The 24,803-nt window shown below is 63.0% G+C and carries 18 protein-coding genes and 1 other RNA gene; 12 read left to right on the plus strand and 7 right to left on the minus strand.

Features of this window, described 5'->3' with window-relative positions; all coding sequences use genetic code 11:
• Nucleotides 1-11: 11 nt before the first annotated feature.
• The 7 genes from JYG36_RS18975 (at nucleotide 12) to JYG36_RS19005 (ending at nucleotide 6,933) form a co-directional block, all read left to right on the plus strand.
• Entirely contained in the window at nucleotides 12-551 is a 540-nt protein-coding gene (locus JYG36_RS18975; RefSeq protein ID WP_045200468.1) for a FixH family protein, read from the plus strand.
• Nucleotides 552-657: 106 nt separating this feature from the next.
• Nucleotides 658-3,111: a heavy metal translocating P-type ATPase gene (locus JYG36_RS18980; protein WP_093385420.1), complete on the plus strand. Its 2,454-nt coding sequence runs from the start codon at nucleotides 658-660 to the stop codon at nucleotides 3,109-3,111.
• Nucleotides 3,112-3,123: 12 nt separating this feature from the next.
• A complete protein-coding gene (ccoS, locus tag JYG36_RS18985) occupies nucleotides 3,124-3,336 on the plus strand; it encodes a cbb3-type cytochrome oxidase assembly protein CcoS (protein WP_010225999.1) in 213 nt (70 codons plus the stop codon).
• Nucleotides 3,329-4,012 (plus strand): sulfite exporter TauE/SafE family protein, encoded by a 684-nt coding sequence (locus tag JYG36_RS18990; RefSeq protein WP_093385427.1) that lies wholly within the window; start codon nucleotides 3,329-3,331, stop codon nucleotides 4,010-4,012. The genes ccoS and JYG36_RS18990 overlap by 8 nt, the downstream gene beginning before the upstream one ends.
• 83 nt (nucleotides 4,013-4,095) lie before the next feature.
• A complete protein-coding gene (hemN, locus tag JYG36_RS18995; RefSeq protein WP_093385431.1) occupies nucleotides 4,096-5,478 on the plus strand; it encodes an oxygen-independent coproporphyrinogen III oxidase in 1,383 nt (460 codons plus the stop codon).
• A gap of 118 nt (nucleotides 5,479-5,596) precedes the next feature.
• Complete coding sequence (fnrA, locus tag JYG36_RS19000; RefSeq protein WP_010226003.1) at nucleotides 5,597-6,331, plus strand: Crp/Fnr family transcriptional regulator FnrA; 735 nt, start codon at nucleotides 5,597-5,599, stop codon at nucleotides 6,329-6,331.
• 53 nt (nucleotides 6,332-6,384) lie between these two features.
• Nucleotides 6,385-6,933, plus strand: coding sequence for an adenine phosphoribosyltransferase (locus tag JYG36_RS19005; RefSeq protein ID WP_045200461.1), 549 nt, complete (start codon nucleotides 6,385-6,387; stop codon nucleotides 6,931-6,933).
• A gap of 78 nt (nucleotides 6,934-7,011) precedes the next feature.
• On the opposite strand, the gene recR is transcribed toward JYG36_RS19005, so the two are convergent.
• Nucleotides 7,012-7,614: a recombination mediator RecR gene (gene recR / locus JYG36_RS19010; RefSeq protein WP_045200459.1), complete on the minus strand. Its 603-nt coding sequence runs from the start codon at nucleotides 7,612-7,614 to the stop codon at nucleotides 7,012-7,014.
• Nucleotides 7,615-7,978: 364 nt separating this feature from the next.
• Here recR and JYG36_RS19015 point away from each other — a divergent pair, with 364 nt between their 5' ends.
• The 4 genes from JYG36_RS19015 (at nucleotide 7,979) to JYG36_RS19030 (ending at nucleotide 12,994) form a co-directional block, all read left to right on the plus strand.
• The gene (locus tag JYG36_RS19015) at nucleotides 7,979-8,524 is read left to right on the plus strand and encodes a fimbrial protein (RefSeq protein WP_045200457.1); all 546 of its coding nucleotides are present in this window, start codon (nucleotides 7,979-7,981) and stop codon (nucleotides 8,522-8,524) included.
• Nucleotides 8,525-8,583: 59 nt separating this feature from the next.
• Nucleotides 8,584-9,330, plus strand: a complete 747-nt coding sequence (locus JYG36_RS19020; protein ID WP_045200572.1) for a fimbria/pilus periplasmic chaperone — start codon at nucleotides 8,584-8,586, stop codon at nucleotides 9,328-9,330.
• 185 nt (nucleotides 9,331-9,515) lie between these two features.
• Nucleotides 9,516-11,984: a fimbria/pilus outer membrane usher protein gene (locus JYG36_RS19025; RefSeq protein WP_213602022.1), complete on the plus strand. Its 2,469-nt coding sequence runs from the start codon at nucleotides 9,516-9,518 to the stop codon at nucleotides 11,982-11,984.
• Nucleotides 11,985-12,142: 158 nt separating this feature from the next.
• Entirely contained in the window at nucleotides 12,143-12,994 is an 852-nt protein-coding gene (locus JYG36_RS19030; protein ID WP_176794284.1) for a fimbrial protein, read from the plus strand.
• Between the two features lie 50 nt (nucleotides 12,995-13,044).
• Here the strand turns inward: JYG36_RS19030 and JYG36_RS19035 are convergent, their stop codons facing one another.
• Nucleotides 13,045-13,371: a YbaB/EbfC family nucleoid-associated protein gene (locus JYG36_RS19035; RefSeq protein ID WP_010226011.1), complete on the minus strand. Its 327-nt coding sequence runs from the start codon at nucleotides 13,369-13,371 to the stop codon at nucleotides 13,045-13,047.
• Between the two features lie 69 nt (nucleotides 13,372-13,440).
• A complete protein-coding gene (gene dnaX, locus JYG36_RS19040; RefSeq protein ID WP_213602023.1) occupies nucleotides 13,441-15,432 on the minus strand; it encodes a DNA polymerase III subunit gamma/tau in 1,992 nt (663 codons plus the stop codon).
• A 117-nt stretch (nucleotides 15,433-15,549) separates the two neighbouring features.
• Between dnaX and JYG36_RS19045 the strand changes: the two genes are divergently transcribed.
• Complete coding sequence (locus JYG36_RS19045) at nucleotides 15,550-16,323, plus strand: substrate-binding periplasmic protein (RefSeq protein ID WP_093385454.1); 774 nt, start codon at nucleotides 15,550-15,552, stop codon at nucleotides 16,321-16,323.
• Nucleotides 16,324-16,327: 4 nt separating this feature from the next.
• Here JYG36_RS19045 and JYG36_RS19050 read toward each other — a convergent pair whose 3' ends face one another.
• The 4 genes from JYG36_RS19050 to ligA form a co-directional block, all read right to left on the minus strand.
• The gene (locus JYG36_RS19050; RefSeq protein WP_213602024.1) at nucleotides 16,328-20,653 is read right to left on the minus strand and encodes a dermonecrotic toxin domain-containing protein; all 4,326 of its coding nucleotides are present in this window, start codon (nucleotides 20,651-20,653) and stop codon (nucleotides 16,328-16,330) included.
• Between the two features lie 323 nt (nucleotides 20,654-20,976).
• Nucleotides 20,977-21,073: signal recognition particle sRNA small type (gene ffs / locus JYG36_RS19055), an RNA gene on the minus strand.
• A 116-nt stretch (nucleotides 21,074-21,189) separates the two neighbouring features.
• Nucleotides 21,190-22,362, minus strand: coding sequence for a zinc-binding metallopeptidase family protein (locus JYG36_RS19060; protein ID WP_093385461.1), 1,173 nt, complete (start codon nucleotides 22,360-22,362; stop codon nucleotides 21,190-21,192).
• A 60-nt stretch (nucleotides 22,363-22,422) separates the two neighbouring features.
• Nucleotides 22,423-24,777 carry an NAD-dependent DNA ligase LigA gene (gene ligA, locus JYG36_RS19065; protein WP_213602025.1) on the minus strand — a complete coding sequence of 785 codons (2,355 nt, stop codon included), beginning with the start codon at nucleotides 24,775-24,777 and terminating at the stop codon, nucleotides 22,423-22,425.
• Between the last annotated feature and the right edge of the window lie 26 nt (nucleotides 24,778-24,803).

Below are 24,803 nucleotides of genomic sequence, written 5' to 3' on the forward strand. Positions count from 1 at the left end.
AGACTGAGCCCATGCCTTCTGCAACTGCCGCAAGCCCCTGGTACAAGCACCTCTGGCCGTGGATCATCATCGGTGTATTGGCCACCTCGGTGACCCTCAGCCTGACCATGGTGACCATCGCGGTGAACAACCCGGACAACCTGGTCAACGACAACTACTACGAGGCCGGCAAAGGCATCAACCGCTCGCTGGACCGCGAGCTGCTGGCCCAGACCCTCAACCTCAAGGCCAGCGTGCACCTGGACGCGCTGACCGGTGAAGTCGACCTGCGCCTGACCGGCAACAGCCAGCCGCAAACCCTGGAGCTGAACCTCATTTCGCCGACCCAGCCGGAGAAGGACCGCAAGATCATGCTGACCCGCAGCGACAGCGAAGCCGGCCGCTACCTCGGCCAGCTTGGCGACAAGGTCGAGGGCCGGCGTTTCGTCGAGCTGCTGGGCAGCCAGGACGCGCATGTCTGGCGCCTGTTCGAAGAAGAGGAAGTCGCTCACGACAAGACCCTGGTACTCGGTGACGAGGCGCTGCAAGGGGCTGAACACCTCGAGAAATAAGTCGTTGCTGATCGCGGGGCAAGCCCGCTCCCACAGGTGCAATGAATCCCTGTGGGAGCGGGCTTGACCCGCGATCAGCCCAACACCACACCTTGCGACTGACACCATGACCAGCCCCACGCCCTGCTACCACTGCGCCCTGCCCGTGCCCGCCGGCAGCCACTTCACCGCCGTGGTGCTTGGCCAGCCGCGGGCGTTTTGCTGTCCGGGCTGCCAGGCGGTGGCCGAAGCCATCGTCGCCGGCAACCTGGAAAGCTATTACCAGCACCGCAGTGAAGCCAGCGCCAACCCCGATGCCCTGCCCCAGCAACTGGTCGACGAACTGGCCCTGTACGACCGCGCCGATGTGCAAAAGCCCTTCGTGCGCCACAGCGGCGAGCTGGCCGAAACCACCCTGCTGATCGAAGGCATCAGTTGCGCCGCTTGCGGCTGGCTGATCGAAAAGCACCTGCGCAACCTGCCGGCGGTGGCCGAGGCGCGTTTGAACCTGTCCAACCACCGCCTGCAGGTGAGCTGGGCCGACAGTGCGTTGCCGCTGTCCAAGCTGCTCGCCGAGCTGCGCCACATCGGCTACGCCGCCCACCCCTACCAGGCCGACCGCGCCGCCGAACAACTGGCCAGCGAGAACCGCACCGCCCTGCGCCAACTGGGCGTGGCCGGGTTGCTGTGGTTCCAGGCGATGATGGCAACCATGGCCACCTGGCCGGAGTTCAACATCGACCTGAGCCCGGAGCTGCACACCATCCTGCGCTGGGTGGCGATGTTCCTTACCACGCCGATCGTGTTCTACAGCTGCGCACCGTTTTTTCGCGGCGCCGCCCGCGACCTGCGTACCCGCCACCTGACCATGGACGTCTCGGTATCGCTGGCCATCGGCCTGGCCTACGGTGCCGGGATCTGGACCGCAATCACCGGCAGCGGCGAGCTGTACTTCGACGCCGTGGGCATGTTCGCCCTGTTCCTGCTCGCCGGACGCTACCTTGAGCGCCGCGCCCGCGAGCGCACTGCCGCCGCTACCGCGCAACTGGTCAACCTGCTGCCGGCCTCGTGCCTGCGCCTGGGCGCGGCCGGGCAGAGCGAGCGGATCCTGCTCAGCGAACTGCGCCTCAAAGACTGCGTGTTGATCCAGCCAGGCCACGTGATCCCCGCCGACGGGCGCATCGTCAGTGGCCAGTCGAGCATCGACGAGTCGCTGCTTACCGGCGAGTACCTGCCGCAACCACGCAGCGCTGGCGACGCAGTCACCGCCGGCACCCTCAACGTCGAGAGCGCGCTGACCGTCGAGGTCCAGGCTCTGGGCCAGGACACTCGCCTGTCGGCGATCGTGCGCCTGCTGGAGCGGGCACAGTCGGAAAAACCGCGCCTGGCGGAAATCGCCGACCGCGCCTCGCAGTGGTTCTTGTTGTTTACCCTGATCGCCTCGGCCGCCATCGGCCTGCTGTGGTGGCAGATCGACCCGTCGCGGGCGTTCTGGATCGTCCTGGCCATGCTGGTCGCTACCTGCCCCTGCGCCCTGTCGCTGGCCACCCCGACCGCGCTGACCGCCGCCACCGGCACCCTGCACAAGCTCGGCCTGCTGCTGACCCGCGGCCACGTGCTGGAAGGCCTGAACCAGATCGACACGGTAATCTTCGACAAGACCGGCACCCTCACCGAAGGCCGCCTGACCTTGCGCGCAATCCGCCCCTTGCGCGACACCGACGCCGATCGTTGCCTGATGCTCGCCGCCGCCCTCGAAAACCGCTCCGAGCACCCCATCGCCCGCGCCTTTGGCCGCGCCAGCCAGGCTGCCGACGAAGTTCAGGCAATGCCCGGGCTGGGTCTTGAAGGCAAGGTAGGCGAGCACGTGCTGCGCATCGGCGAAGCCGGCTTTGTCTGCGCCCTCAGCGGCGCCCCCACACCGGCGATGCCAGACGAAGCCGGGCAATGGCTGTTGCTCGGTGACCAGCAAGGCCCGCTGGCCTGGTTCGTCCTCGACGACCGCCTGCGCAGCGATGCCGCCGACCTGCTGGCGGCCTGCCGCGCCCGTGGCTGGCAGACCCTGCTGCTGTCTGGCGACAGCTCGCCGATGGTCCACAGCGTGGCCGCCGAACTGCAGATCGACCAGGCCATTGGCAGCCTGCGCCCGGACGACAAGCTGGAGCAACTCAAGGCCCTGCAGCAGCAAGGGCGCAAGGTATTGATGCTCGGCGACGGGGTCAACGATGTGCCAATCCTGGCGGCGGCCGACATCAGCATCGCCATGGGCTCGGCCACCGACCTGGCCAAGACCAGCGCCGACGCGGTGCTGCTGTCCAACCGCCTGGACGCCCTGGTCCAGGCCTTCAGCCTGGCCCGGCGCACCCGGCGGATCATTATCGAGAACCTGCTGTGGGCCTCGGCGTATAATGGCGTCATGCTGCCGTTTGCCGCACTGGGCTGGATCACGCCAATCTGGGCGGCGGTCGGCATGTCGGTCAGTTCGCTGATCGTGGTCCTCAATGCCCTGCGCCTGACCCGCGTCAGCGGCCTGCCGGCCAGCCATGCGCCAGCCACTGCCACGCATCCCGCGACGGCCTGACCAGGAGCCCCCATGCCCGCGCTTTACATCATGATCCCGGCGGCCCTGCTGATCGTCGCCATCGCCATCTACATCTTCTTCTGGGCGGTGGACAGCGGCCAGTACGACGACCTCGACGGCCCGGCCCACAGCATCCTCTTCGACGACCAGGACCCGCAGCACCAGGCGGCCATGGACGAGGCCGACGGCAAGAAACCCGACGACGGTACCCCGCCCCGTGACTGAACTTCTGCCCCTGCTCAGCTCGGCGTTGATTCTCGGCCTGCTCGGTGGTGGCCATTGCCTGGGCATGTGCGGCGGCCTCATGGGCGCGCTGACCCTGGCCATTCCCAAGGAGCAACGCAGCCGCCGCTTTCGCCTGTTGCTGGCCTACAACCTGGGGCGCATCCTCAGTTATGCCCTGGCCGGCCTGCTGCTCGGCCTGGCCGGCTGGGCGGTGGCCAACAGCCCGGTGGCGACCGCCATGCGCGTACTGGCGGCGCTGCTGCTGATCAGCATGGGCCTGTACCTGGCCGGCTGGTGGAGCGGCCTGACCCGTATCGAGGGCCTGGGCCGGGGCCTGTGGCGGCATATACAGCCGCTGGCCAACCGCCTGCTGCCGGTCTCCAGCCTGCCGCGCGCCCTGCTGCTGGGCGCCCTGTGGGGCTGGCTGCCGTGCGGGCTGGTGTACAGCACCCTGCTCTGGGCTGCGAGCCAGGGCAATGCCGCCGACAGCGCGCTGTTGATGCTGGCCTTCGGCCTGGGCACCTGGCCGGTACTGCTGGCCACCGGCCTTGCCGCCGAACGCACCAGCGCCCTGCTGCGCCAGCGGGGCGTGCGTATTGCCGGCGGCGTGCTGGTGATGCTGTTTGGCCTGTGGACCCTGCCAGGGCCACACCAGCACTGGCTGATGGGCCACTGAAGCGGCGTTGATACAAATCAACACGGGTTTGCCCGGCACTCCCTAGACTCCGGACACTGCTGCTCTTTCTGGGGACTGCCCGCATGCTCGACGTTCTTCGTTGGGACTCCGACCTGATTCGCCGCTACGACCTGGCCGGCCCACGCTACACCTCCTACCCGACCGCGGTGCAACTGCACAGCGAAGTCGGCTCCTTCGACCTGCTGCACGCCCTGCGTGACAGCCGTCGTGCCGTTCGCCCACTGTCGATCTATGTGCACGTGCCGTTCTGCGCCAACATCTGCTACTACTGCGCCTGCAACAAGGTCATCACCAAGGACCGTGGCCGCGCCGCGCCCTACCTGCAGCGCCTGGAGCAGGAAATCCAGCTGATCGCCTGCCACCTGGACCCCAAGCAGACCGTCGAGCAGTTGCACTTTGGCGGCGGCACCCCGACCTTCCTCAGCCACGTCGAGCTGCGCCAGCTGATGGCCCACTTGCGCCAGCATTTCAACCTGCTGGATGACGACTCCGGCGACTACGGCATTGAAATCGACCCGCGCGAGGCCGACTGGTCGACCATGGGCCTGCTCCGTGAGCTCGGCTTCAACCGCGTCAGCCTCGGCGTGCAGGACCTCGACCCGGTTGTGCAGCGGGCGATCAACCGCCTGCAGAGCCTGGAGCAGACCCGGGCGATCATCGAAGCGGCGCGCACCCTGCAATTTCGCTCGATCAACCTCGACCTGATCTACGGCCTGCCCAAGCAGACCCCGGAAGGTTTTGCCCGCACCGTCGAGGAAGTGATCAAGCTGCAGCCCGATCGCCTCTCGGTGTTCAACTATGCGCACCTGCCGGAACGCTTCATGCCCCAGCGGCGCATCGACAGCAACGAGCTGCCGGCCCCGGCGGCAAAACTGGAAATGCTCCACAACACCATCGAGCAACTGACCGCCGCTGGCTACGTGTACATCGGCATGGACCACTTCGCCCTGCCCGATGACGAGCTGGCGATTGCCCAGGAAGAGTCGACCCTGCAGCGCAACTTCCAGGGCTACACCACCCACGGGCATTGCGACCTGATTGGCCTGGGGGTCTCGGCCATCAGCCAGATCGGCGACCTCTATTGCCAGAACAGCAGCGACCTCAACACCTACCAGGACACCTTGTCCACCGCTCAACTGGCGACCAGCCGCGGCTTGATCTGCAGCGAGGATGACCGCCTGCGCCGGGCGGTGATCCAGCAATTGATCTGCCATTTCGAACTGGACTTCGCAACCATCGAGCGGGATTTCACCATTGACTTTCGCGGCTATTTCAACGACCAGTGGCCCGCCCTGCAGGCCATGCACAAGGATGGCCTGATCGAACTAGGCAACGACAGCATCAAGGTGCTGCCCGCCGGACGACTGCTGGTGCGATCGGTGTGCATGGTGTTCGATGCCTACCTGGACCTGCACAACCGCCAACGTTTCTCCCGGGTTATCTGAGGTTTTTTGTCGCAGTCTTGTCCCGTCTGGCCTCGGCACAATCGTCCAAGCTGGCCGAAACACCCTAGCCTGGGTTACCCTTACGGCTTATGTGTGCTTTCCCACAAGGATTGAAGAAATGTCCGAGCCAGTTAAACTGCGCCCCCATAACCAGGCCCATTGCAAGGATTGCAGCCTGGCGCCTCTGTGCCTGCCCTTGTCATTGAACTTGGAAGACATGGATGCACTGGATGAAATCGTCAAACGCGGGCGTCCGCTGAAAAAAGGCGAGTTTCTGTTCCGCCAGGGCGACAATTTTGGCTCGGTCTATGCGGTGCGCTCCGGCGCCCTGAAAACCTTCAGCCTGAGCGACAGCGGCGAAGAGCAGATCACCGGCTTCCACCTGCCCAGCGAACTGGTCGGCCTGTCCGGCATGGACACCGAAGCCTACCCGGTGTCGGCCCAGGCCCAGGAAACCACCTCGGTGTGCGAGATTCCTTTCGAGCGCCTGGATGAGCTGTCGGTGCAACTGCCACAGCTGCGTCGCCAGCTGATGCGGGTGATGAGCCGGGAAATCCGCGACGACCAGCAAATGATGCTGCTGCTGTCGAAAAAGACCGCTGACGAGCGCATCGCCACCTTCCTGGTCAACCTTTCGGCGCGCTTCCGCGCCCGTGGTTACTCGGCCAACCAGTTCCGCCTGAGCATGTCACGCAACGAAATCGGCAATTACCTGGGCCTGGCGGTCGAGACCGTCTCACGGGTGTTCACGCGCTTTCAGCAGAACGGCCTGATCCAGGCCGAGGGCAAGGAAATCCATATCCTAGACCCGATTCAGCTGTGCGCCCTGGCCGGTGGTTCGCTGGAAAGCTGACCCCGCGGATAACAGGTATACTGGCGGGCATTCGTTTCTCAGGATACCCGCCCATGCCCAGCGCCACTTTCGACCTCAAAGCCCTGATCCGCCCCGTACCGGACTTCCCCAAGCCGGGCGTGATCTTTCGCGACATCACCCCGCTGTTCCAGTCGCCGCGGGGCCTGCGCCATGTCGCCGATGCCTTTATCGAACGCTATGTTGAAACCGAGTTCAGCCATATCGGCGCGATGGATGCGCGCGGCTTTCTGATCGGCTCGATCATCGCCCACCAGTTGAACAAACCCCTGATCCTGTTTCGCAAGCAAGGCAAGCTGCCGGCCGACGTGCTCGCCGAGGGCTACCAGACCGAGTACGGCGAAGCCTTCCTCGAAGTGCACGCCGACAGCCTCTGCGAAGGCGACTCGGTACTGATTTTTGATGACCTGATCGCCACCGGCGGCACCCTGCTGGCCGCCACCAAACTGGTACGGCGCATGGGCGCGCAGGTATATGAGGCGGCGGCGATCATCGATCTGCCGGAGCTGGGCGGCTCGCAGCGCCTGAACGACGTGGGTGTGCCGACCTTCTGCCTGACCGAGTTCTCGCTGAGCGAGTATTGACAGCATCGCGGGGCAAGCCCGCTCCCACAGGCTAAGGTTCTGTGGGAGCGGGCTTGCCCCGCGATTAAAGACCCAGGGTTACAGCGAGATCGGTTTGCGCCCGGCGAACGAATGCGCCAGGGTGCCGCCGTCGACCAGCTCCAGCTCACCGCCCAATGGCACACCGTGGGCGATACGAGACGCGACCAGACCTTTGTCGGCCAGCAACTGGGCGATGTAATGGGCGGTCGCTTCACCTTCCACCGTCGGGTTGGTGGCCAGGATTACTTCGGTGAAGCTGCCCTGCTCCTCGATCCGCGCCATCAGTTGCGGAATGCCGATGGCTTCCGGGCCCAGGCCATCAAGCGGCGACAGGTGCCCTTTGAGCACGAAGTAACGGCCACGGTAGCCGGTCTGCTCGACGGCATAGACATCCATCGGCCCTTCTACCACGCACAGCAGCGTGTCGTCCCGGCGCGTGTCGGAACACTGCGGGCACAGCTCCTGCTCGGTCAGGGTCCGGCACTGGCGGCAATGCCCCACCCCTTCCATGGCCTGGTTCAAGGCCTGGGCCAGCCGGGTACCGCCACTGCGATCGCGCTCAAGTAGCTGCAAGGCCATGCGCTGGGCGGTTTTCTGTCCGACGCCAGGCAAGATGCGCAACGCGTCGATCAGCTGTCGGATAAGAGGACTGAAACTCATGGGAAAAGGCCTTGATGCAAGTGAAGGCGGTTTATACCTGCCCGACTGGGCAACGTCAAATCTTACAGACATTAGACTAGCCGCGTAAGAAGCTAATGTTTCTTTCACGCTAACAGTAATATTGCCTACATCACATAAAGCATACCACCCCCTTTCTCACACTTCCTGCCTCACTCCTTTCTATAAACACCCAATCTTACAATACCCGGCTAAGTTCCCTCCGCCATCACCACCCTTCTTCCTACATCCAGCCAAACAAATAATCCGCATAATTTCCTGGCGCTCAAAAGCAAGTAAATATGTCTATGCAACACCTCATTTTACTTATCAACGCGCAATCTTAATTAATCCAGTTGGAAAAAAAATGAACACACGCATTTTCGCTCTTGCCCTGTCCTTACCTCTGTTGGCTGGCGTCACCCTCAATGCCCAGGCAACTGATGGCCTGATCGATTTCACCGGCAGCATCTCGGGCACCACTTGCACCATCAACGGCGGCCCTGGCGGCCAGAACTTCACTGTTGCCATGAGCCCGGCGCATACCACCGAATTCACTACTGTCGGCAGTATCGCCCAACCTCGCCCCTTCGAGATCTCCCTGACCAACTGTGTCGCTGGCACCAGCGGCCAAGTGGACATCGAGTTCCTGGGCGGCGCCAATGTGCAGAACGGCCGACTGAACATGGATGCCGGTCCTACCAGCGCAACTGGCGTGCAGTACCAACTGCTCAACCAGGCGGGCATTCCGATCATTATCGGCGGGGTAAGCGGTGGCCAAAACACTGTCCCCGTAGAACTGGTAGATGGCGCTGCGACCCTGCGCTACACCAGCCAGTACTACGCTTCCGCCGCAGCGGTCACCCCGGGTGCCGCCAACTCCCGCGTTCAGTACGTGATCAATCTGCCGTAATGAACCAGCAGGCGCGCCTTGCGCGTCTGCTACCCCCAATCAGGTCGGATATCGCTTTCATGACTCGCTTTTCTTCCTTCCTGCTGGCTGCCCTCGCGCTACTGGCGGCCAGCGCACCCGCGCATGCCAGCGTTGTAATTACCGGCACCCGTATCATCTTTGCGGCACAAGAGCGCGAGGCTACCGTCAACCTCCTCAACAATGGCAAAGACCCCAGCCTGGTTCAGGTCTGGGTAGACGATGGCGATTCCCGAGCAGCACCCGAGACTCTACAGGTCCCCTTTACCGTAACGCCGGCGCTGGCCCGCATCGAACCTGCTCAAGGGCAGAGTATTCGCCTGTTGCACACCGGCAGCCCGATGGCCAGTGATCGAGAGTCAATCTTCTGGTTCAACATGTTAGAAGTCCCCCCAAAAGCCAAAGACAGCAACGTCCTGCAACTGGCCTTTCGTACCCGCATCAAGCTGCTGTACCGCCCACAAGGCCTGCCAGGCAAGCCCGAGGACGCACCCGCCCTGGTAACCTGGCACCGAGCGCCTGGCCAGGACGGCAAGCCGCACACGCTGGTTGGCCGCAACCCAACGGCCTACTTTGTCAATCTCGGGGGAATAAAAGTCGAATTCAACGGCCAGTCGACGTCCTTGGGCACCGGCTATATTGCACCTTATTCGCTCGCACACTTCAGCCCTTCGGCACCTATTAATCCAAGCGCAACCATCAACTTTACCAGCATTAATGATTATGGCGCAGGCCATAACAATAGCGCGCCCCTAAGTGCAGTGACGGCTACTACACCCAGCCCATAGCCTTACTCCTTATCTGACACTCCGGGCGGTCTCGAAGTCTTCGTGCGTGCCCAGGTTTACTATTGGCACTTCTGAAAATGACGATAATGTTATTGCACTTTCGCTCGCATCGAAAAAGCTCAGCTTCGTTAGTAAGCCGATTACCCGTTGGCCTGGCCAGTCTGTTGCTTTGGCAAGTACCGGCCATGGCCGACACACCTTCGTCCGCACTTGTCGAGTTTGAACCGGCGTTTTTGGGCAACGGTAGTACCTCCCCCGTGGACCTCTCGCGCTATCAGCGGCGCAACATCACAAGCCCCGGAACCTACAGCGTGGATGTGCTGGTCAACGATAACTGGCACGGGCGCATGAACCTCAGCTTCAAGGCCTGGCCCGGTAAAGAAGAAGCCCTGGCCTGTTTCGACAACGCTTTGCTGGAGCGTCTGGGCCTGGATACCAGCAAGTTCAGCCCGCAGGCGCAACAGCAGCTGCTTGCCGTCGATACCTGCATCCCCCTGGACGGCGCACTTGACGATGCCAGCAGCCGCCTGGATTTTGCCAGCCAACGCCTGTACCTGTCGGTACCGCAAATCGCGGTCAAGCGCAGTGCGCGTGAAACAGTCGACCCGGCGCAATGGGATGAGGGCATAACGGCGGGTTTTCTCAATTACAATCTCAACAACTACAGCACCCGGCACCGCAATCAGGATAATTCGCGCCAGACCTACCTGGGCTTGGGGGCCGGGCTCAACATCGGGCCATGGCGCCTGCGTCATGACGGTTCACTGAACTGGAGCGACCAGGGCCAGCACCGCTATCAGAGCATTGCCAGCTATGCCCAACGCGATATCACGCCCTGGCGCTCGCAACTGACCCTGGGCGAAAGCTACACCTCGGGCGAGCTGTTCGACTCATTGAGTTTCACCGGCATACGCCTGGCCAGCGACAATCGTATGCTCCCCGCCTCGCAGCGCGGCTATGCCCCCGTAGTCCGCGGGATTGCCAGCAGTAATGCCCGGGTAGTGGTCCGCCAACGCGGCGTGACCCTGCATGAAACCACTGTGGCGCCAGGCGCCTTCGAAATCGATGATTTGTATGCAACCGGCTACGGTGGCGATCTGGAGGTCACGGTAACCGAGGCCGACGGCCGCGAACATAGCTTCTCCGTGCCTTACGCTGCTGTTCCGTTATCCTTGCGTGCCGGCTCCAGCCGCTTCAGTGCAACCCTGGGTACCCTGCGTAACCAGGCACTGGACAGTGACCCGGTATTTGTCGAAGGTACCTGGCAATATGGCCTGAACAACCTGGTCAGCACCTACAGCGGCATGACCCTGGCATCAGGGTATGGCTCGGCCTTGTTCGGTGGCAGCCTGAACACCGAGCTTGGTGCGTTCGGCGCCGACCTCACCCAGGCCCGCACCCATCTGCCCGGGCTCGGCAGCCAGCAAGGCCAGAGCCTGCGCCTGAGCTATGCCAAGACCCTGAGTGAAACCGACACACAAATCGCTCTGGCGACCTATCGCTACTCGACCCGCGGCTTTTATGGCCTGGAAGACGCCCAGTTGAGCCGCCAGTTCCTGCGCGATGCAGGCGATCAGCGCCACCAGCGTCATCGCAATCGCACTACCCTGTCGCTGGCGCAACCGCTGGCCGAGCACTATGGACAGTTGCACTTGAGTGCCTCGGCATCCAGCTATTGGGACCATGCCGGCAGCGACGTCAACTATTCGATCGGCTACAGCAATCACTACAAGACGCTGGGCTATACCCTCAGCAGCACCAGGGAACGTGACCGCTTCGGGCGCGCCGACAACACCTATTTCCTGAGCTTGTCCCTGCCCCTGGGCGGCGAACGCGCGCGTAGCCTCAGCAGCAGTATTTCCAGGGACGGCAGAGGCAACAGCCGGGCCCAGGCCACGCTCACCGGCGCCCTCAGTGTCGATCAGCAGGTCAACTATGGCATCACCGCCAGCCAGGATCGCTCCGATGGCCTGAACAACCATACGCTGAGCAGCAACGTACTGTACCGCGGCTCTGCCGCCGAACTCAGTGCATCGATCAGTCAGGGCCGGCATACCTCACAAGCCTCGCTCGGCCTGCGCGGCGCCATTGTCGCCCACGCCGATGGCATGACCTTGTCGCAACCCTTGAGTGAGACCTTCGGGTTGATTCAGGCCAAAGATGCCGATGGCGCTCGGGTGATTTCGGCGTCCGCGCTGAAAGTCGACAGCAGCGGCTACGCGGTCGTCCCGAACCTTACGCCTTACCAACGCAATACGGTTGCCATTGACCCCAAGGGCTTGTCGACCGATGTCGAGCTGCAATCGAGCAGCCAGCAGACCGTGCCGCGCGCCGGCGCCATTGCGTTGCTGGTGTTCCAGACCCGCTCCGGACGTTCGGCCGTCATCCATGCCCGCCAGGCCGATGGCCAGCCGCTGCCGTTTGGCGCCGCAGTGCTGGATAGCCAAGGTAACGAGCTGGGCGCGGTGGGCCAGGGTAGCCAATTGTTTGCCCGCGGCCTGCAGGATGCAGGTGAGTTGATCGTGCGCTGGGACAGCGGCCTGGCAGGCAACTGCCGAATTACCTATGCCCTGCCCGCCGCCACGAAAAAAGCCGCGAACGCTGCACCACAGAACATTCACTCCGTTTGCCTCGCACCCCCAGCCCACCCTTGACCCGCCGAGACCTGCCCATGTTTTGTTCTCTACCCGCGCGCCTCGCCGGCGCTACAGGATTGTTGCTGCTGGCCCACTGCGCAATCAGTACCGCCAGCTGCCAGCATATCGGCGCAGGCCCGTCCCAGGCTTACATCACCGTAGACTCGAGACTGACGGTGTCTGCCGCAGACCCGGTCGGCACGGTGATTTATGACAGCAACACCCGGTTCGCGACACGCATGGCCTACCGTTGCTCAGCCGCCCATGAGCAGCGCGCCGGCTTTACCCAGGGCTTCACTCACATCGGTGAGGGCATTCATCAAACCAACCTGGAGGGTATCGGTATCAAGATCACCGGTTCCGAAGCCGGCGCCAGTCGTTTTTACCGCTGGCCGGTTCCTACTACCAGACATCCTGCCGGCACTACCGACGTAACCCCTTGGTACAGACTGCAGTTGATCAAGACCGGACCGGTAACCAGTGGGGTGCTGTTTTTCCCTCAGACAATCATTAGCCACACCTTTGAGCCGCATCATATCCCGGCCAATACCGCCAGGCTGACGATGGTGCAAACCCGAGTAGAGGTTGTTTCGGCCGATCCCACCTGCGCCGTCGACCCCGGTTCGAAAACCATCCCCGTTAACCTGCGGGATCATCCAGCAGGGTTCTTCGACGCTGTTGGCAAGGCTACCGCACCCCAGCCACTTGAAATCCGCCTCAACTGTGCCGGCGGCAGTAGCGGCAGCCGCCTCAACGTCAGCTATACCGTCAGCGACGCCAGCAACCCGGGCAACCAGACCTCCATCATCAGCCTGGCCAGTCACGCTACTGCACGTGGCATCGGCATTCGCTTGTTGCGTAGCGACAACACCCCGATCGTGCTGGGCACCCGGCAACCGGGCGGTACGGTCGGAGCAGGCCCGGTAACGCATCGCATCCCCCTGCTCGCGCAGTATGTGCAGACCGCATCCCGGGTAACCCCAGGCTCCGCGCCAGGCCGGGCGACATTTCTGATGAGTTATGACTGAGCAGAAAAAAGCCAGGCAATAGCCTGGCTTTTATTTACGCTGCGACCGCCTCAGAACGGCATCTTGAAGCCCGGCGGCAACTGCATGCCGGCGGTCATGCCGCCCATTTTTTCCTGGCTGTTGGCTTCGACCTTGCGCACCGCGTCGTTGACGGCGGCGGCGATCAGGTCTTCGAGCACTTCCTTGTCTTCCTGCATCAGGCTGTCGTCCAGGCTGATGCGCTTGACGTCGTGACGACCGGTCATCACCACGCTGACCAGACCGGCACCGGATTGGCCAGTCACTTCGGCGTTGGCCAGTTCTTCCTGCATCTTGGCCATTTTTTCCTGCATCTGCTGGGCCTGCTTCATCAGGCCGGCCATGCCACCTTTCATCATGGGGTTCACCTCAACTATTAGCTTACGGGGTGCGGCGAGGGTCGGGCCCGGGCCGCTGCTGTTTTTCCGTTACTCGCCCTGGGCAACCGGGGCGTCGACAGGTTCAATCGTATCGTGGCGGACCATGGCGCCGAACTGCTGGATCATCTGCTGGATCAGCGGATCATCCTCGATCGAGGCCTCGGCCAGGCCTTGGCGCTCGGCGCGTTTGCGGGCTGCGGCCTGGGCGGGGGTTTCCTGCTCCGGGCGAATCAGCTCGATGGTCAATTTGAGCGTACGGCCCAGGTGCTGGTTCAACGCATCGTTCAGGCGCCGCTGTTGCGTGCTGTTAAACAGGGCGCTGTGGGCCGGGTCCAGGTGCAGCAGCCAGTCGTCGCCTTCGGCGCTGATCAGCGTACAGTTGGCGGCGATATTGCCGGTCATCCCGGAAATCGGCAACTGCGGGAACAATTCCAGCCATTTCAGCGCCAGCCCCGTGGCCGGTTGCGCGGCCGGCAAGGGCTCGGCCGGTGGCGCGTCGACTTCGTGGGCATGCTCGATGGCCAGCTCGTCCAGATAACTGTAGCTGGCCGGGTCCATTTCCGGCTCGTAATAATCTTCGTCCAGCGGCGGTTCATCGTCGCGGTCCATGCCGGCCGGGCTGTAGCCGATACCGTCGTCGGACATCGGCATATCCACTGCGGTTGCCTGCTGAACCGGCGCCGGCGGCGCTTCAACGACAAGCGGTTCAGGCTCGACCTCGACCTCGACGGCGACAGGATCGTTCCAGGGCAGATCGACCACCGGCTCAGGCGCTGGGACCTCGACAGGGGTGGGCTCTGGCTCTGCAACGGGTTCAGGTTCCGGTTCAGCAACCACAGGCACGGGCACCGCAACTGGCGCAGCCTGAGGGGCTACTGCCACCGCGTTTGCAGAATCAGCTGTGGCCTGGCTGATCCCCACCGGCTTTAGCACCGGTTTCGGTGCATCGTCGCTGTCTGCGGGGCGGAACGCCAGCATGCGCAGCAGGACCATTTCAAAGCCGCCACGCGGATCTGGTGCCAATGGCAGGTCGCGACGGCCGATCAGGCCCATCTGGTAATAAAACTGCACATCTTCGGCCGGCAATGCCTGGGCCAAAGCCAGCACCCGGTCACGATCGCCCTGGCCGTTGTCAACTGCCTCAGGCAGCGCCTGGGCAATGGCCACGCGGTGCAGCACATTGAGCATTTCGGCGAGCACGCCGTTCCAGTCCGGCCCCTGCTCGGCCAAATGGCGAACGGCTTCGAGCAAGGCCCGGGCATCACCTTCGAGCAACGCCTGCAGCACGCCATACACCTGGCCATGATCCAGAGTGCCGAGCATCGCCCGCACATCTGCGGCCAACACCTTGCCTTCACCGAAGGCGATGGCCTGGTCGGTCAGGCTCATGGCGTCGCGCATCGAGCCGTCCGCGGCGCGGCCGAGCAGCCACAGGGCGTCGTCTTCGAAGGGGACGTTTTCGGCCCCGAGCACATGGCTCAGGTGCTCGACGACCCGTTCGGGGGTCATGTTCTTCAGCGAGAACTGCAGGCAGCGCGAGAGGATGGTCGCCGGCAGCTTCTGCGGGTCGGTGGTGGCGAGGATGAACTTGACGTAGGGCGGCGGCTCTTCCAGCGTCTTCAGCAAGGCGTTGAACGAGTGGCTGGAGAGCATGTGCACTTCGTCGATCAGGTAGACCTTGAAGCGCCCGCGGCTCGGTGCGTACTGCACGTTGTCGAGCAGCTCGCGGGTGTCTTCGACCTTGGTGCGACTGGCGGCGTCGATTTCGATCAGGTCGACAAAGCGCCCCTCATCGATCTCCCGGCACACCGAGCAGGTACCGCAAGGCGTCGAGGTGATGCCGGTTTCGCAGTTAAGGCACTTGGCGATGATCCGCGCAATGGTGGTCTTGCCCACACCGCGGGTACCGGTGAACAGGTAGGCATGGTGCAGGCGCTGGTTGTCCAGCGCGTTGATCAAGGCCTTGAGCACATGGGTCTGGCCGACCATTTCGCGGAACGAGCGCGGACGCCATTTACGTGCAAGAACCTGATAACTCATCGAAAACCGTCGCGACTGCAAGCTGAAGACCGCTAATCGTAGCGGAGCGGGGGCAAAATTGCACCCTGCCGATCTCGGCTAAGCTGTCAGGCGGGCCGGCATCAGGGAGGATGCAGCATGTGGCGAATCGTGGGTGCACTGCTGCTGATCAGTTCTGCCAGCTTCGCGCAGCAACCGGTGCTGCGCTTTTCGGTGGCCGAGAGCTGGACCATGCCGCTGATTCGGGTGGAGCAGGAGCAGCCGGTCGAAGGTATTTTGCATGACCTGATGCTCGCTGTTGCCCGCGACGTCGGGCATCACCCCGAATTTCACGTCCTCCCGCGCCTGCGCCTGCAGCAAGCCATGGACAACGGCGATGTCGATGTGCGCTGTTATGTTGCCCAGTCCTGGCTGAACACTACCTCGGATGCCTATTTGTGGAGCCTGCCGCTTTTTCAGCAACGCGACTGGCTGGTCGGTCAACCCGACCAGACACCGCCGCTGACGCCCACGCAATTGGCGCCCCAGGCCATTGGCACCGTGCTCGGCTACACCTACTCGACCATCGAACCGCTGTTTGCCAGCGGCCATTTGCATCGCGAGGACAGCCGCAATCAACTGCTGGTGCTGAACAAGTTGCACGCCCGCCGTTACCACTATGCCATCAGCAACCAGCTGTCGCTTGACTGGTTCAACCGGCAACTCCCTTCTGAGCAGCAACTGCGCCCGCTGACTGTGGTCGAGGAGCAGACCCTGGCCTGCCTGGTGCGTAACGATCCGGCCTTGCCGGTACAAGGCATCCTGCAGGCCTTGCTGCGATTGAAAGCGTCCGGGGAGATTGAACGAATGATCGAGCGCTATACACACATCCGTGGACAACCGCCCCAATCAAGCTCCCCGCCGCCCTCATGACCGGTCAGCCACCGGGGGCAGCCGGTATGCCCAGCGCTTCGCGGGTCAACCGCAGCAACAGCGCGGCCTCATCCATCGCCTGTTGCAACTGCCGGCCGCGTTCAAGCTGCAAACGTTCGGCCTCGGGCAGGCTGGCCTCGCGTAACCGTTGCGCAGCGCTGAGCTGATTGAAGCGGGTATCCAGTTCAAGCCACGCCGAGGCATGCCGCTGATGCAGGTACTCGACCCAGTTCGGTTGCCTGGTCATGAAGCGCGGCAAGCGCGCCTGTACCTGCGCCCCTTGCACATGGGCCAGCGCCGCGTCGAGCTGCGCGGTTGAAAGGGCAAGATCGGTGAGGATCAGATCCCGGGCATCGCCCGGCAACGCAAGCCGCCCGTACAGCTCTTGTTGGTAAAGCAACTGCAACTCGTCTCTGCGCGCAAACAGTTCGGGCTCCAGCAGCACCTGATCGATCACAAAGCGCCGCAACTCCTCACGATTGAAGGAGGCCCGGGCGAAATCCAGCAGTTGTCGCGGCCCGTGCTCCTGCAAGGCATACAGCAAGGCGCGATGCCCTTGAACCCTGCTTTCCAGATTCTCAAACGCCAGCAACGGATGACCTATGCTCTGTTGCGGATCACCGGCAAAGCGCAACAGGTCTTCGGCCATCGGCCCTTCGACGGCGTAATGCAAGATCCCCGCGACCCGTGTGCGCATCGACTCTGACTGCTCCTGCGCTTCGACGGTCTGGGCCAAGCGCTCCAGGACTGTCATCAAATTGCCGGCCTGGGGCTCGTTGCGCAGTCGCTGCCAATACTCGACAAGCTGGCGGTTGGCAGACGCCGGAGCAGTCCAGAATTGTTGTGCGGCATCACCGCCCGGCAACCGCACAGGCGTCGGCGGCGCCTGTAGCCGACGTAGCCGTCGATACTGCTCGTCGGTCAATGCATTACCTTCCAGCTCGATCATGCGCAAAAAACTGCGTGGTTCTTCAAGGAAGTGTTCGGGCAACTGGCTGATCTGGTTGTCGCTCAGGTCGACCCACTCCAGCCTTGAGCGATCGTGCAGGCTTTCCGGCACGCGGGTGATCTCGGTATTGTTCAAGGTCAGGATACGTAGCTGGGGCAGCCTGCTCACATCGGGCGGGATGCCCAGAGGGTTGCCCTCCAGGTGGAGGCTGTCCAGATTCAAAAGATCACCTATTCTCGCGGCATCGCGGGCATCAAGCACAATCCGGTTGTTGCTCAGGCGCAGGTTTTGCAAGCTCAGGCGATTTTCGATTGCTGGCGGAATCAGGGCCAGCTCATTACCGGAAAGATCCAGATAACGAAGACGGCCAAAGTGGGCGAGAAAATCCGCCGACACGGCCGCCAGGTTCATGCCTGCCATATCCAGCTCCAGCACATGATGCAGGTCCACCGCCTGCAACTCGGGCAATTCGCCAACCATCAGGCCTCCCAGATCCAGGCGATAACCCAGGGTTCGCCCTAATGGCGTGCGTATGCTCAACGACTGGTGACGCCAGGCCTGGACCAGGCGCTCGCTGAATTGCTGGCGACCGAGCGCCTGCTCACTGTCCACTGAAGCACCTTGCCAGCGCCGCAGCCCGGATTGCAGCCCTTGCAACTCTTCGCGACGGCGCTGCAACAGCGCGCGGGCCTCGGCGGGTCGAGCACGATAGGGCTCAAGGTAAGCGGCGATCTCTTCAGCTGAATAGTCAGGGTAAAGCTCAAGGATTTCTTCTTCAATGGAACGGGGTGACACCGGGAGCCGTGCCCCGCCCCCACTCAGGGCATAGCCCAGGCGACCATCGGCAAAACGCTGAAGCGGCGTCCACCACCGCTCATGTACGCCCCCCAATACGCGTCCAACCATGGCCCGCTGTGCACCGGCCTGTACGCCAAGCTGACGGCGCAAGGCCGGCAGATCTTCTGCAGCGTCCAGCCCGGCCAGTTCCCACGCCAGCTCAAGCAGGTCGCGAGGCGCAGCTTCAGGCCGTTGACCGTCGATGTACAGGTCGCCTCGGCGGATCAGGGTCGGGCCTTGCACCGCAGGACCTACCCCTTCGATACCAAGTTCCAGCGCCGCAGGCCAGCGCGGGTCCTGCATCAGCATATGCAGCAGCAGCTTGTCACAATCAGTGTTGGCCATTTGCGGCCAGAAAAACCCCTCCAGCGCATGCGCCAGCCGTGTCTCACTCAAAGCTTGCCGCGCCTGCCTGGCCAGCCGCAGGGGCACACGACGGCCGTCGGCCATGCGCAAGCGCTCAGCGCTGGTGGCACTGGCTTCGATTTCCTCGACCATGGCCGGCCCCAGGCCAGGGAAATCACGCGCCACCAGGGACGATGCAGGTGGCCGCTCGGCGGCCAGGCAGTGCTCGAAAAATCGCCGCCAGTTTGCCTTGAGCCACTCCTGCACTTGCCCTTGCGGCACCGGCTCATCCGCCGAAGAAGACATCAGTTGCAACGCGCGCATCAGCAAACTTTCATCGGCTACGGCTGCCGGGTTTTGCAACTGCTGGCTAAAACGCTGCAAGCGCCGCTGCAGCCGCGCCCGCTCGCAGGCATCCACAAGAGCCCCGCTGGGTGGACGCCGATGCAGATGCAATTGACGCAACTGTGCTTCATCGGCACCACTGACGGCGAGTACCGAAGTTACCTCCTCATCGCCGAGATCTTCAACACTGGGGCCCAGTCGACGAAACAGGTACTGACTGCCTTGCCAGCGGTGTGGACTGTCAAAGCGGCTGCGCCAGGCGCCCTTGCCATTGTGTTCCAGCACCGGCGCCCAAGCGCCACTGCGCACGGGATGGCGAATGCGCCAGCTCCCCGTCTCGGCGTCTTGCTCGACGCGATAGAAACTGTCCTCGATGCGCACAACCTGTTGCTCACCGATCTGGTAAATACCTTGCTCGGACGCCGTCCCGGCAATCGTCGAGTCCAGGTCAAGGGCATAGGGCTTCAGGTCAGGCAAGCAAAGACGTAGCGCGCCATTATCCTTTCTCACCAGGGCCAGCGCCTTGAACAGTGCCGAGTTGCGTACCAGCGTTGCCGCCGTGCCGACAACGACTGCCCCGGCCGCCAGCCCGGCCACTTCGCCAACAACATGGGTAAGGCAATTGAACGCCTCATGACGATCACCTTCAGCCCAATCATCCAGCCCGGTGAACACCTCTTTCATCAATTGGCTGGCCACCACCCCGAACAGCACCTCACCTACACCTGGCACCACAAAGGCCGCCAGACCCAGCACATCCAGGCCAATTTCCAACGCATTGTCCAGCGCGGCCTGGCGTTCGCTGGCATCCAGCGTTGCGGTGGGCACCGCGATGAAACGGGCATCATCCTGAAGCTGCTCCAGGCACTGATTGAACAAGTCCTCGAACAGCGGCTCCGGCCGCAGGATGGCATCCAGCGCCAAGGACGGGCTGGACAGCGCCACTCGCTGGCCATTGCGCTGCTCAAACAGCCGGTTTTGCAACTGCGTATGAAGCGCCGGCCATTGACGACGCAATGCCAAACGCACAACGAACTGCCGGTAGCTGTCCCGGGACAGCTTGCCGGCCAGGTCCTGCTCGAACTCATCCCAACCGGCGTACTCCTTGAGAGGTGAAAACGGGTCCTGGGGGATGTGCACCAGCAAGCGGACCCAGGACCGCTGAATCGCGGCCAGATGCCCCAGCGGCTGAAAACTGAACTCGAAAACACTGACCCCACGCAGTTCGATCCCCGCCAGCTTCAGCCGTTTGAGCCGTAGCGGCACGCCCTGCTCCCGGATCCCGGTCTTGAGTTCACTGATTTCAAGCACTTGCTTGTACATTGGCGCGCTGATTGCCCCGCGCATCAGCGCCACATGAGCATCGACCTGCAAGGCGTAACGGTCACACTCCCGGAACAGCTCACGGGTCGACTGGGGAATGCCGACAACGCCATCGGGATCGAACACCGAGTCAATGTGTTTTTGATACTGCCCACCCAGATCCAGTTCGCGGCAGAACCTGACGAAATCCAAAACACTGACGCCCTGCACTCGCCTACCGGCATGGCGAAAGGATGACATCCTGACCAGGGCGCTATCACTCTGCTGCTCAGCGGCAGTGAAATTGTGCAAGGCCGCTTGCAGCAATCCCTGCTCGCTATAGTTACGCTTCCATAGCCAATCCAGGCCAGGGGGTTGCCAGGCGCCAAGGAGCCGATTGACGCGAATCAAACGATCACCCGTGGGCTTTAGTCTCGAACCGAAGCGTCGACGCAACGCCTCGTCGAATCGCGCCTGGGCAAACACCTGAACCGACTGCAGCGGCGCCAGCAAGCGGGCCCGCGCCGCCCGACTGGCCTCGCAGGCACGCATGCTGACACTCAGCTTTGCCAACAGTGCTGGCGCAGCAGAACGCAACCAGGCAGGTAGCTGTTGGCGAAGGAATTCGAGATTGAGACTGGCGGCGGAAAAATCCGCAGGTGATGTGGCCGCTGAAGGTACTTGCTCGGGGGCTGACATGAATACTCTCCCTGTAGGTCCAAAACCACAGACACTACGGGGCTGTCGAGCAGCCACGGCACTACAGGGTTATCGCACGCGCGCGAAAAACGGCAACGTAGGTTGTTGCGCCAGCGTTTTGGAAAAATCTTAGAGAGGAGGTGATGCAGAGCGCCAACAGGCAAGATGGGTGGCGACCCCACCAGCCACACCCCGGCACACAATGTTCCCGCTGTGGCTGCTTCCTTCCGGATCTGACCAGGTTCACGGGTAATCGTTGCGGGGGGACCGATGGGGTCACCATAACGCATGCTCATCTGGCGACGAGCCGCGCCATTGTACCGGCATCAACTCAAGATACAACCACTAAATTTAAAAAAACCATCACCACTCAATGACTTGGCATTGCTTCACGGGAGCGCAGCACCCGCTTGGTCGGCTATCGGTGACGTTGGCTGGGTGACCCGCAGGTGGATAAAGTGCAGCTTGGCAACCACCGCTTTGCCCAGCACGAACGGATAGAGATCCACCTGGCCCATGCTGCGCGACAGCTCATTGAGCATTGCTGACAGCTCGACCCAGGCATTGATAAAGGCGAGAAACTCCTTTGCCCCGGGGTCGTCCGGGCGATAGAGGTCCTCACGCGTGAACGGCGGGAAGTCCAGCTCCAGGCTGCTGGCATTCATGCCCAGTGCCAGCGCGGTGTCGAGCGCATCGGTCATGTGCAGGTAGTGTGCCCAGGTTTCAGCCCAGTCTTCCCAGGGGTGCATGGTCGCATAGGCACTGACGTGAGCAGCCGCCCAATCACTTGGCGCCCCTTGCTGATAGTGACGTTCCAGCGCCTCGCTGTAGCTTTCGCGCTCGTCACCGAACAGGTCACGAAAGCCGTCGAGCCAATGGCTGTCGGCAATCAGACGATCCCAATAGTAGTGACCGACTTCATGACGCAGGTGGCCCAGCAGGGTGCGATAGGGTTCGTGCAGTTGCACGCGCACCCGCTCGCGCCAGTCATCATCGGCCTCGCGCACGTCGAGAGTAATCAGGCCATTGGCATGGCCGGTGATGGGCGCGTTGCCCTCAAGATCGACGCCGATGAAATCAAAGGCCAGGCCCGGGCCGTCCTGCGCGCTTTTCGGCTCCACCGGCAAGCCCAGGTGCAACAGCTGCGCGGTCAGCCGGCGCTTGGCGGTTTCCAGCTTGCGCCAGCGCGGGTGATTTTCAGCAATGCCAAGGTCGGGGATGGTGCGGTTCAGGCGACAGGCCAGGCACAGGTTGTCGGGCTCATGCTCGGCCAGCAGCCAGTTGCAGGCCGCCGGGGTGTCAAGGTTGGCACAGCGACGCAGCGGCCCGGCTTCAGGCTCGCCATCGAGCAGCCAGAGCCCCTCTGCAGGGCCGGGCGACAGGCTGGCGACACGGTTACTGAGCGGCCAGTAGCCCAGTGCCGACTGGCAGGCCAGGCACTGGCTGTTGCGAAAGAACACCGACTGCCCACACCGGCATTGCCAGACCCGATCCGGACGCTGCTGCTGGCTGACGAAGGGCGCCGCGATCCTGGCGCCCAGCTGTTCGAAAAAACGGTACATGGCGATCCCTCCTGGCTGCCTGCCAAGACTAGACCATGGCGAACGCCACCAGTGCCGCCTTTAGACCTCGATACCCTGCCCGGCCAGGAAGCTGACAAAAGCATCTTCATCCAGCACCTTCAGGCCCAGCTCATTGGCCTTGGCCAGCTTCGAGCCGGCGCCGGGGCCGGCGACCACGCAGTGGGTCTTGGCCGAGACCGAGCCCGCAACCTTGGCCCCCAGGCTTTCCAGCTTGTCCTTGGCCACGTCGCGGCTCATGCGCTCCAGCGAACCGGTCAGCACCCAGGTCTGGCCGGCCAGAGGCAAGCCTTCGGCGACTTTCTTCTCGCTCGACCAGTGCATGCCGAAGTCGCGCAGTTGCGCTTCGATAGCCAGGGCCAGGGCGGCATTCTCAGGCACCTGGAAGAACGCGCGCACCGCTTCAGCCGGCTTGGCCGCCAGGGCCTGGCGCAGGTCGATGCCATCAGCGGCGATGATCTTCTCCAGGCTGTCGAGCTTGGCCACCAGCTTCTCGGCACCGGTGGGCCCGACCGAGGGAATATCCAGTTTGGCAATCAGCCCGGCCAAGGTGGTACTCGCAGCGAATTCGGCGCCCAGCTCGCCTTCATCCTGCAATTGCAGGCCGCGCTCAAGCAACTGGGCGATCACTGTGCGGTTGTGTTGGTCTTCGAAAAAGCTGTGGATCTCGTGGGCGACTTCCAGGCCGATATCCGGCAGGTAGGTCAGCACTTGCGGCAACGCCGCCATGACCCGCTGCAACGAACCCAGCGAGCGCGCCAGGACCTTGGCGGTCTCCTCGCCCACGTCCGGGATGCCCAGTGCATAGATGAAACGCGCGAGGGCCGGCTGCTTGCTCGCCTCGATCGCCGCCAGCAAGTTCTTGCTCGACAGTTCGGCAAAGCCCTCGAGGTCGACAATCTGCTCGAACGTCAGCTGGTAGAGGTCGGCTGGCGAACGGATCAGGCCTTCATCCACCAGTTGCTCGACGCTCTTCTCGCCCAGGCCTTCGATGTCCATGGCCCGCCGCGATACATAGTGGATGATCGCCTGCTTGAGCTGCGCAGCGCAGGCCAGGCGCCCGACGCAACGGTACACGGCGCCCTCGCTGACGGTCTCCTTGCCCTTGCTGCGCTTGACCAGCTGGGTGCGCTCGACTTGCGAGCCGCACACCGGGCACGCGGTAGGAATGTGCACCGGACGGGCGTCTTCAGGGCGACGCTCGGTGACCACCTGCATGACCTGCGGGATCACATCGCCGGCGCGGCGGATGATCACCGTGTCGCCGATCATCAACCCCAGGCGCGCCACTTCGTCCATGTTGTGCAAGGTGGCATTGGACACCGTCACACCCGCCACCTTGACCGGCTTGAGCCGGGCCACGGGAGTTACCGCGCCAGTACGGCCGACCTGGAACTCGACATCCAGCACTTCGGTCAGCTCTTCCATGGCCGGGAACTTGTGGGCAATCGCCCAGCGTGGTTCACGGGCACGGAAGCCCAGCTCGCGCTGGGAAGCCAGGTTGTTGACCTTGAACACCACGCCGTCGATCTCGTAAGGCAGCTCGTTGCGCCGGGCGCCGATATCGCGGTAGTACTCCAGGCACTCGGCAACGCCAGCGGCATGGCGCAGCTCGCGGCTGATCGGCATGCCCCAGGCCTTGAGCTGCTCCAGGGTGCCGATATGGGTGTCGGCAATCGGCGCCGAGACCTGGCCGACGCCGTAGCAGCAGAACTCCAGCGGGCGGCTGGCGGTGATTTTCGAATCAAGCTGGCGCAGGCTGCCGGCGGCAGCGTTGCGCGGGTTGGCGAAGGTCTTGCCGCCGGCGTCGATCTGCGCCTGGTTCAAGCGCTCGAAACCGGCCTTGGACATGAACACCTCGCCGCGCACTTCCAGCACCGTCGGCCAGCCCTCACCCTGCAGCTTGAGCGGAATGTTGCGCACGGTGCGCACGTTAACGCTGATGTCTTCGCCGGTGGTGCCATCGCCACGGGTGGCGCCCTGCACCAGTTGCCCGTCGCGGTACAGCAGGCTGACCGCCAGGCCGTCGAGCTTGGGTTCGCAGCTGTAATCGACGGCGGCGCCATCACCCAGCAGGTCACCGGCCGGCAGGTCCAGGCCCTCGACCACGCGGCGGTCGAATTCGCGCAGGTCGGTTTCTTCAAAGGCGTTGCCCAGGCTGAGCATCGGCACTTCGTGACGCACCTGGCTGAACGCCGAAAGCGCCGAGCCACCGACACGCTGGGTCGGCGAGTCAGCGGTCACCAGTTCCGGGTGTTCAGCTTCCAGGGCCTTGAGTTCATTGAACAGGCGATCGTATTCGGCGTCTGGCACGCTCGGCTCATCGAGCACATAGTAGCGATAGTTGTGCTGGTCGAGCTCGGCGCGCAGTTCAAGGATTCGGGATTCGGCGGTCATGGTGTGTCGTCTCTTGCAAAGCAAAA

This window comes from Pseudomonas sp. SORT22 (assembly GCF_018417635.1).
In the GTDB taxonomy this organism is placed as follows: Bacteria; Pseudomonadota; Gammaproteobacteria; order Pseudomonadales; family Pseudomonadaceae; genus Aquipseudomonas.

Coding starts and splice junctions, on each gene's coding strand:
- JYG36_RS18975 (WP_045200468.1), top strand. CDS start 12: ATGCCTTCTGCAACTGCCGCAAGCCCCTGGTACAAGCACCTCTGGCCG.
- JYG36_RS18980 (WP_093385420.1), top strand. CDS start 658: ATGACCAGCCCCACGCCCTGCTACCACTGCGCCCTGCCCGTGCCCGCC.
- ccoS (WP_010225999.1), top strand. CDS start 3,124: ATGCCCGCGCTTTACATCATGATCCCGGCGGCCCTGCTGATCGTCGCC.
- hemN (WP_093385431.1), top strand. CDS start 4,096: ATGCTCGACGTTCTTCGTTGGGACTCCGACCTGATTCGCCGCTACGAC.
- fnrA (WP_010226003.1), top strand. CDS start 5,597: ATGTCCGAGCCAGTTAAACTGCGCCCCCATAACCAGGCCCATTGCAAG.
- JYG36_RS19005 (WP_045200461.1), top strand. CDS start 6,385: ATGCCCAGCGCCACTTTCGACCTCAAAGCCCTGATCCGCCCCGTACCG.
- recR (WP_045200459.1), bottom strand. CDS start 7,614: ATGAGTTTCAGTCCTCTTATCCGACAGCTGATCGACGCGTTGCGCATC.
- JYG36_RS19015 (WP_045200457.1), top strand. CDS start 7,979: ATGAACACACGCATTTTCGCTCTTGCCCTGTCCTTACCTCTGTTGGCT.
- JYG36_RS19020 (WP_045200572.1), top strand. CDS start 8,584: ATGACTCGCTTTTCTTCCTTCCTGCTGGCTGCCCTCGCGCTACTGGCG.
- JYG36_RS19025 (WP_213602022.1), top strand. CDS start 9,516: ATGGCCGACACACCTTCGTCCGCACTTGTCGAGTTTGAACCGGCGTTT.
- JYG36_RS19035 (WP_010226011.1), bottom strand. CDS start 13,371: ATGATGAAAGGTGGCATGGCCGGCCTGATGAAGCAGGCCCAGCAGATG.
- dnaX (WP_213602023.1), bottom strand. CDS start 15,432: ATGAGTTATCAGGTTCTTGCACGTAAATGGCGTCCGCGCTCGTTCCGC.
- JYG36_RS19045 (WP_093385454.1), top strand. CDS start 15,550: ATGTGGCGAATCGTGGGTGCACTGCTGCTGATCAGTTCTGCCAGCTTC.
- JYG36_RS19050 (WP_213602024.1), bottom strand. CDS start 20,653: ATGCGTGCCTGCGAGGCCAGTCGGGCGGCGCGGGCCCGCTTGCTGGCG.
- JYG36_RS19060 (WP_093385461.1), bottom strand. CDS start 22,362: ATGTACCGTTTTTTCGAACAGCTGGGCGCCAGGATCGCGGCGCCCTTC.
- ligA (WP_213602025.1), bottom strand. CDS start 24,777: ATGACCGCCGAATCCCGAATCCTTGAACTGCGCGCCGAGCTCGACCAG.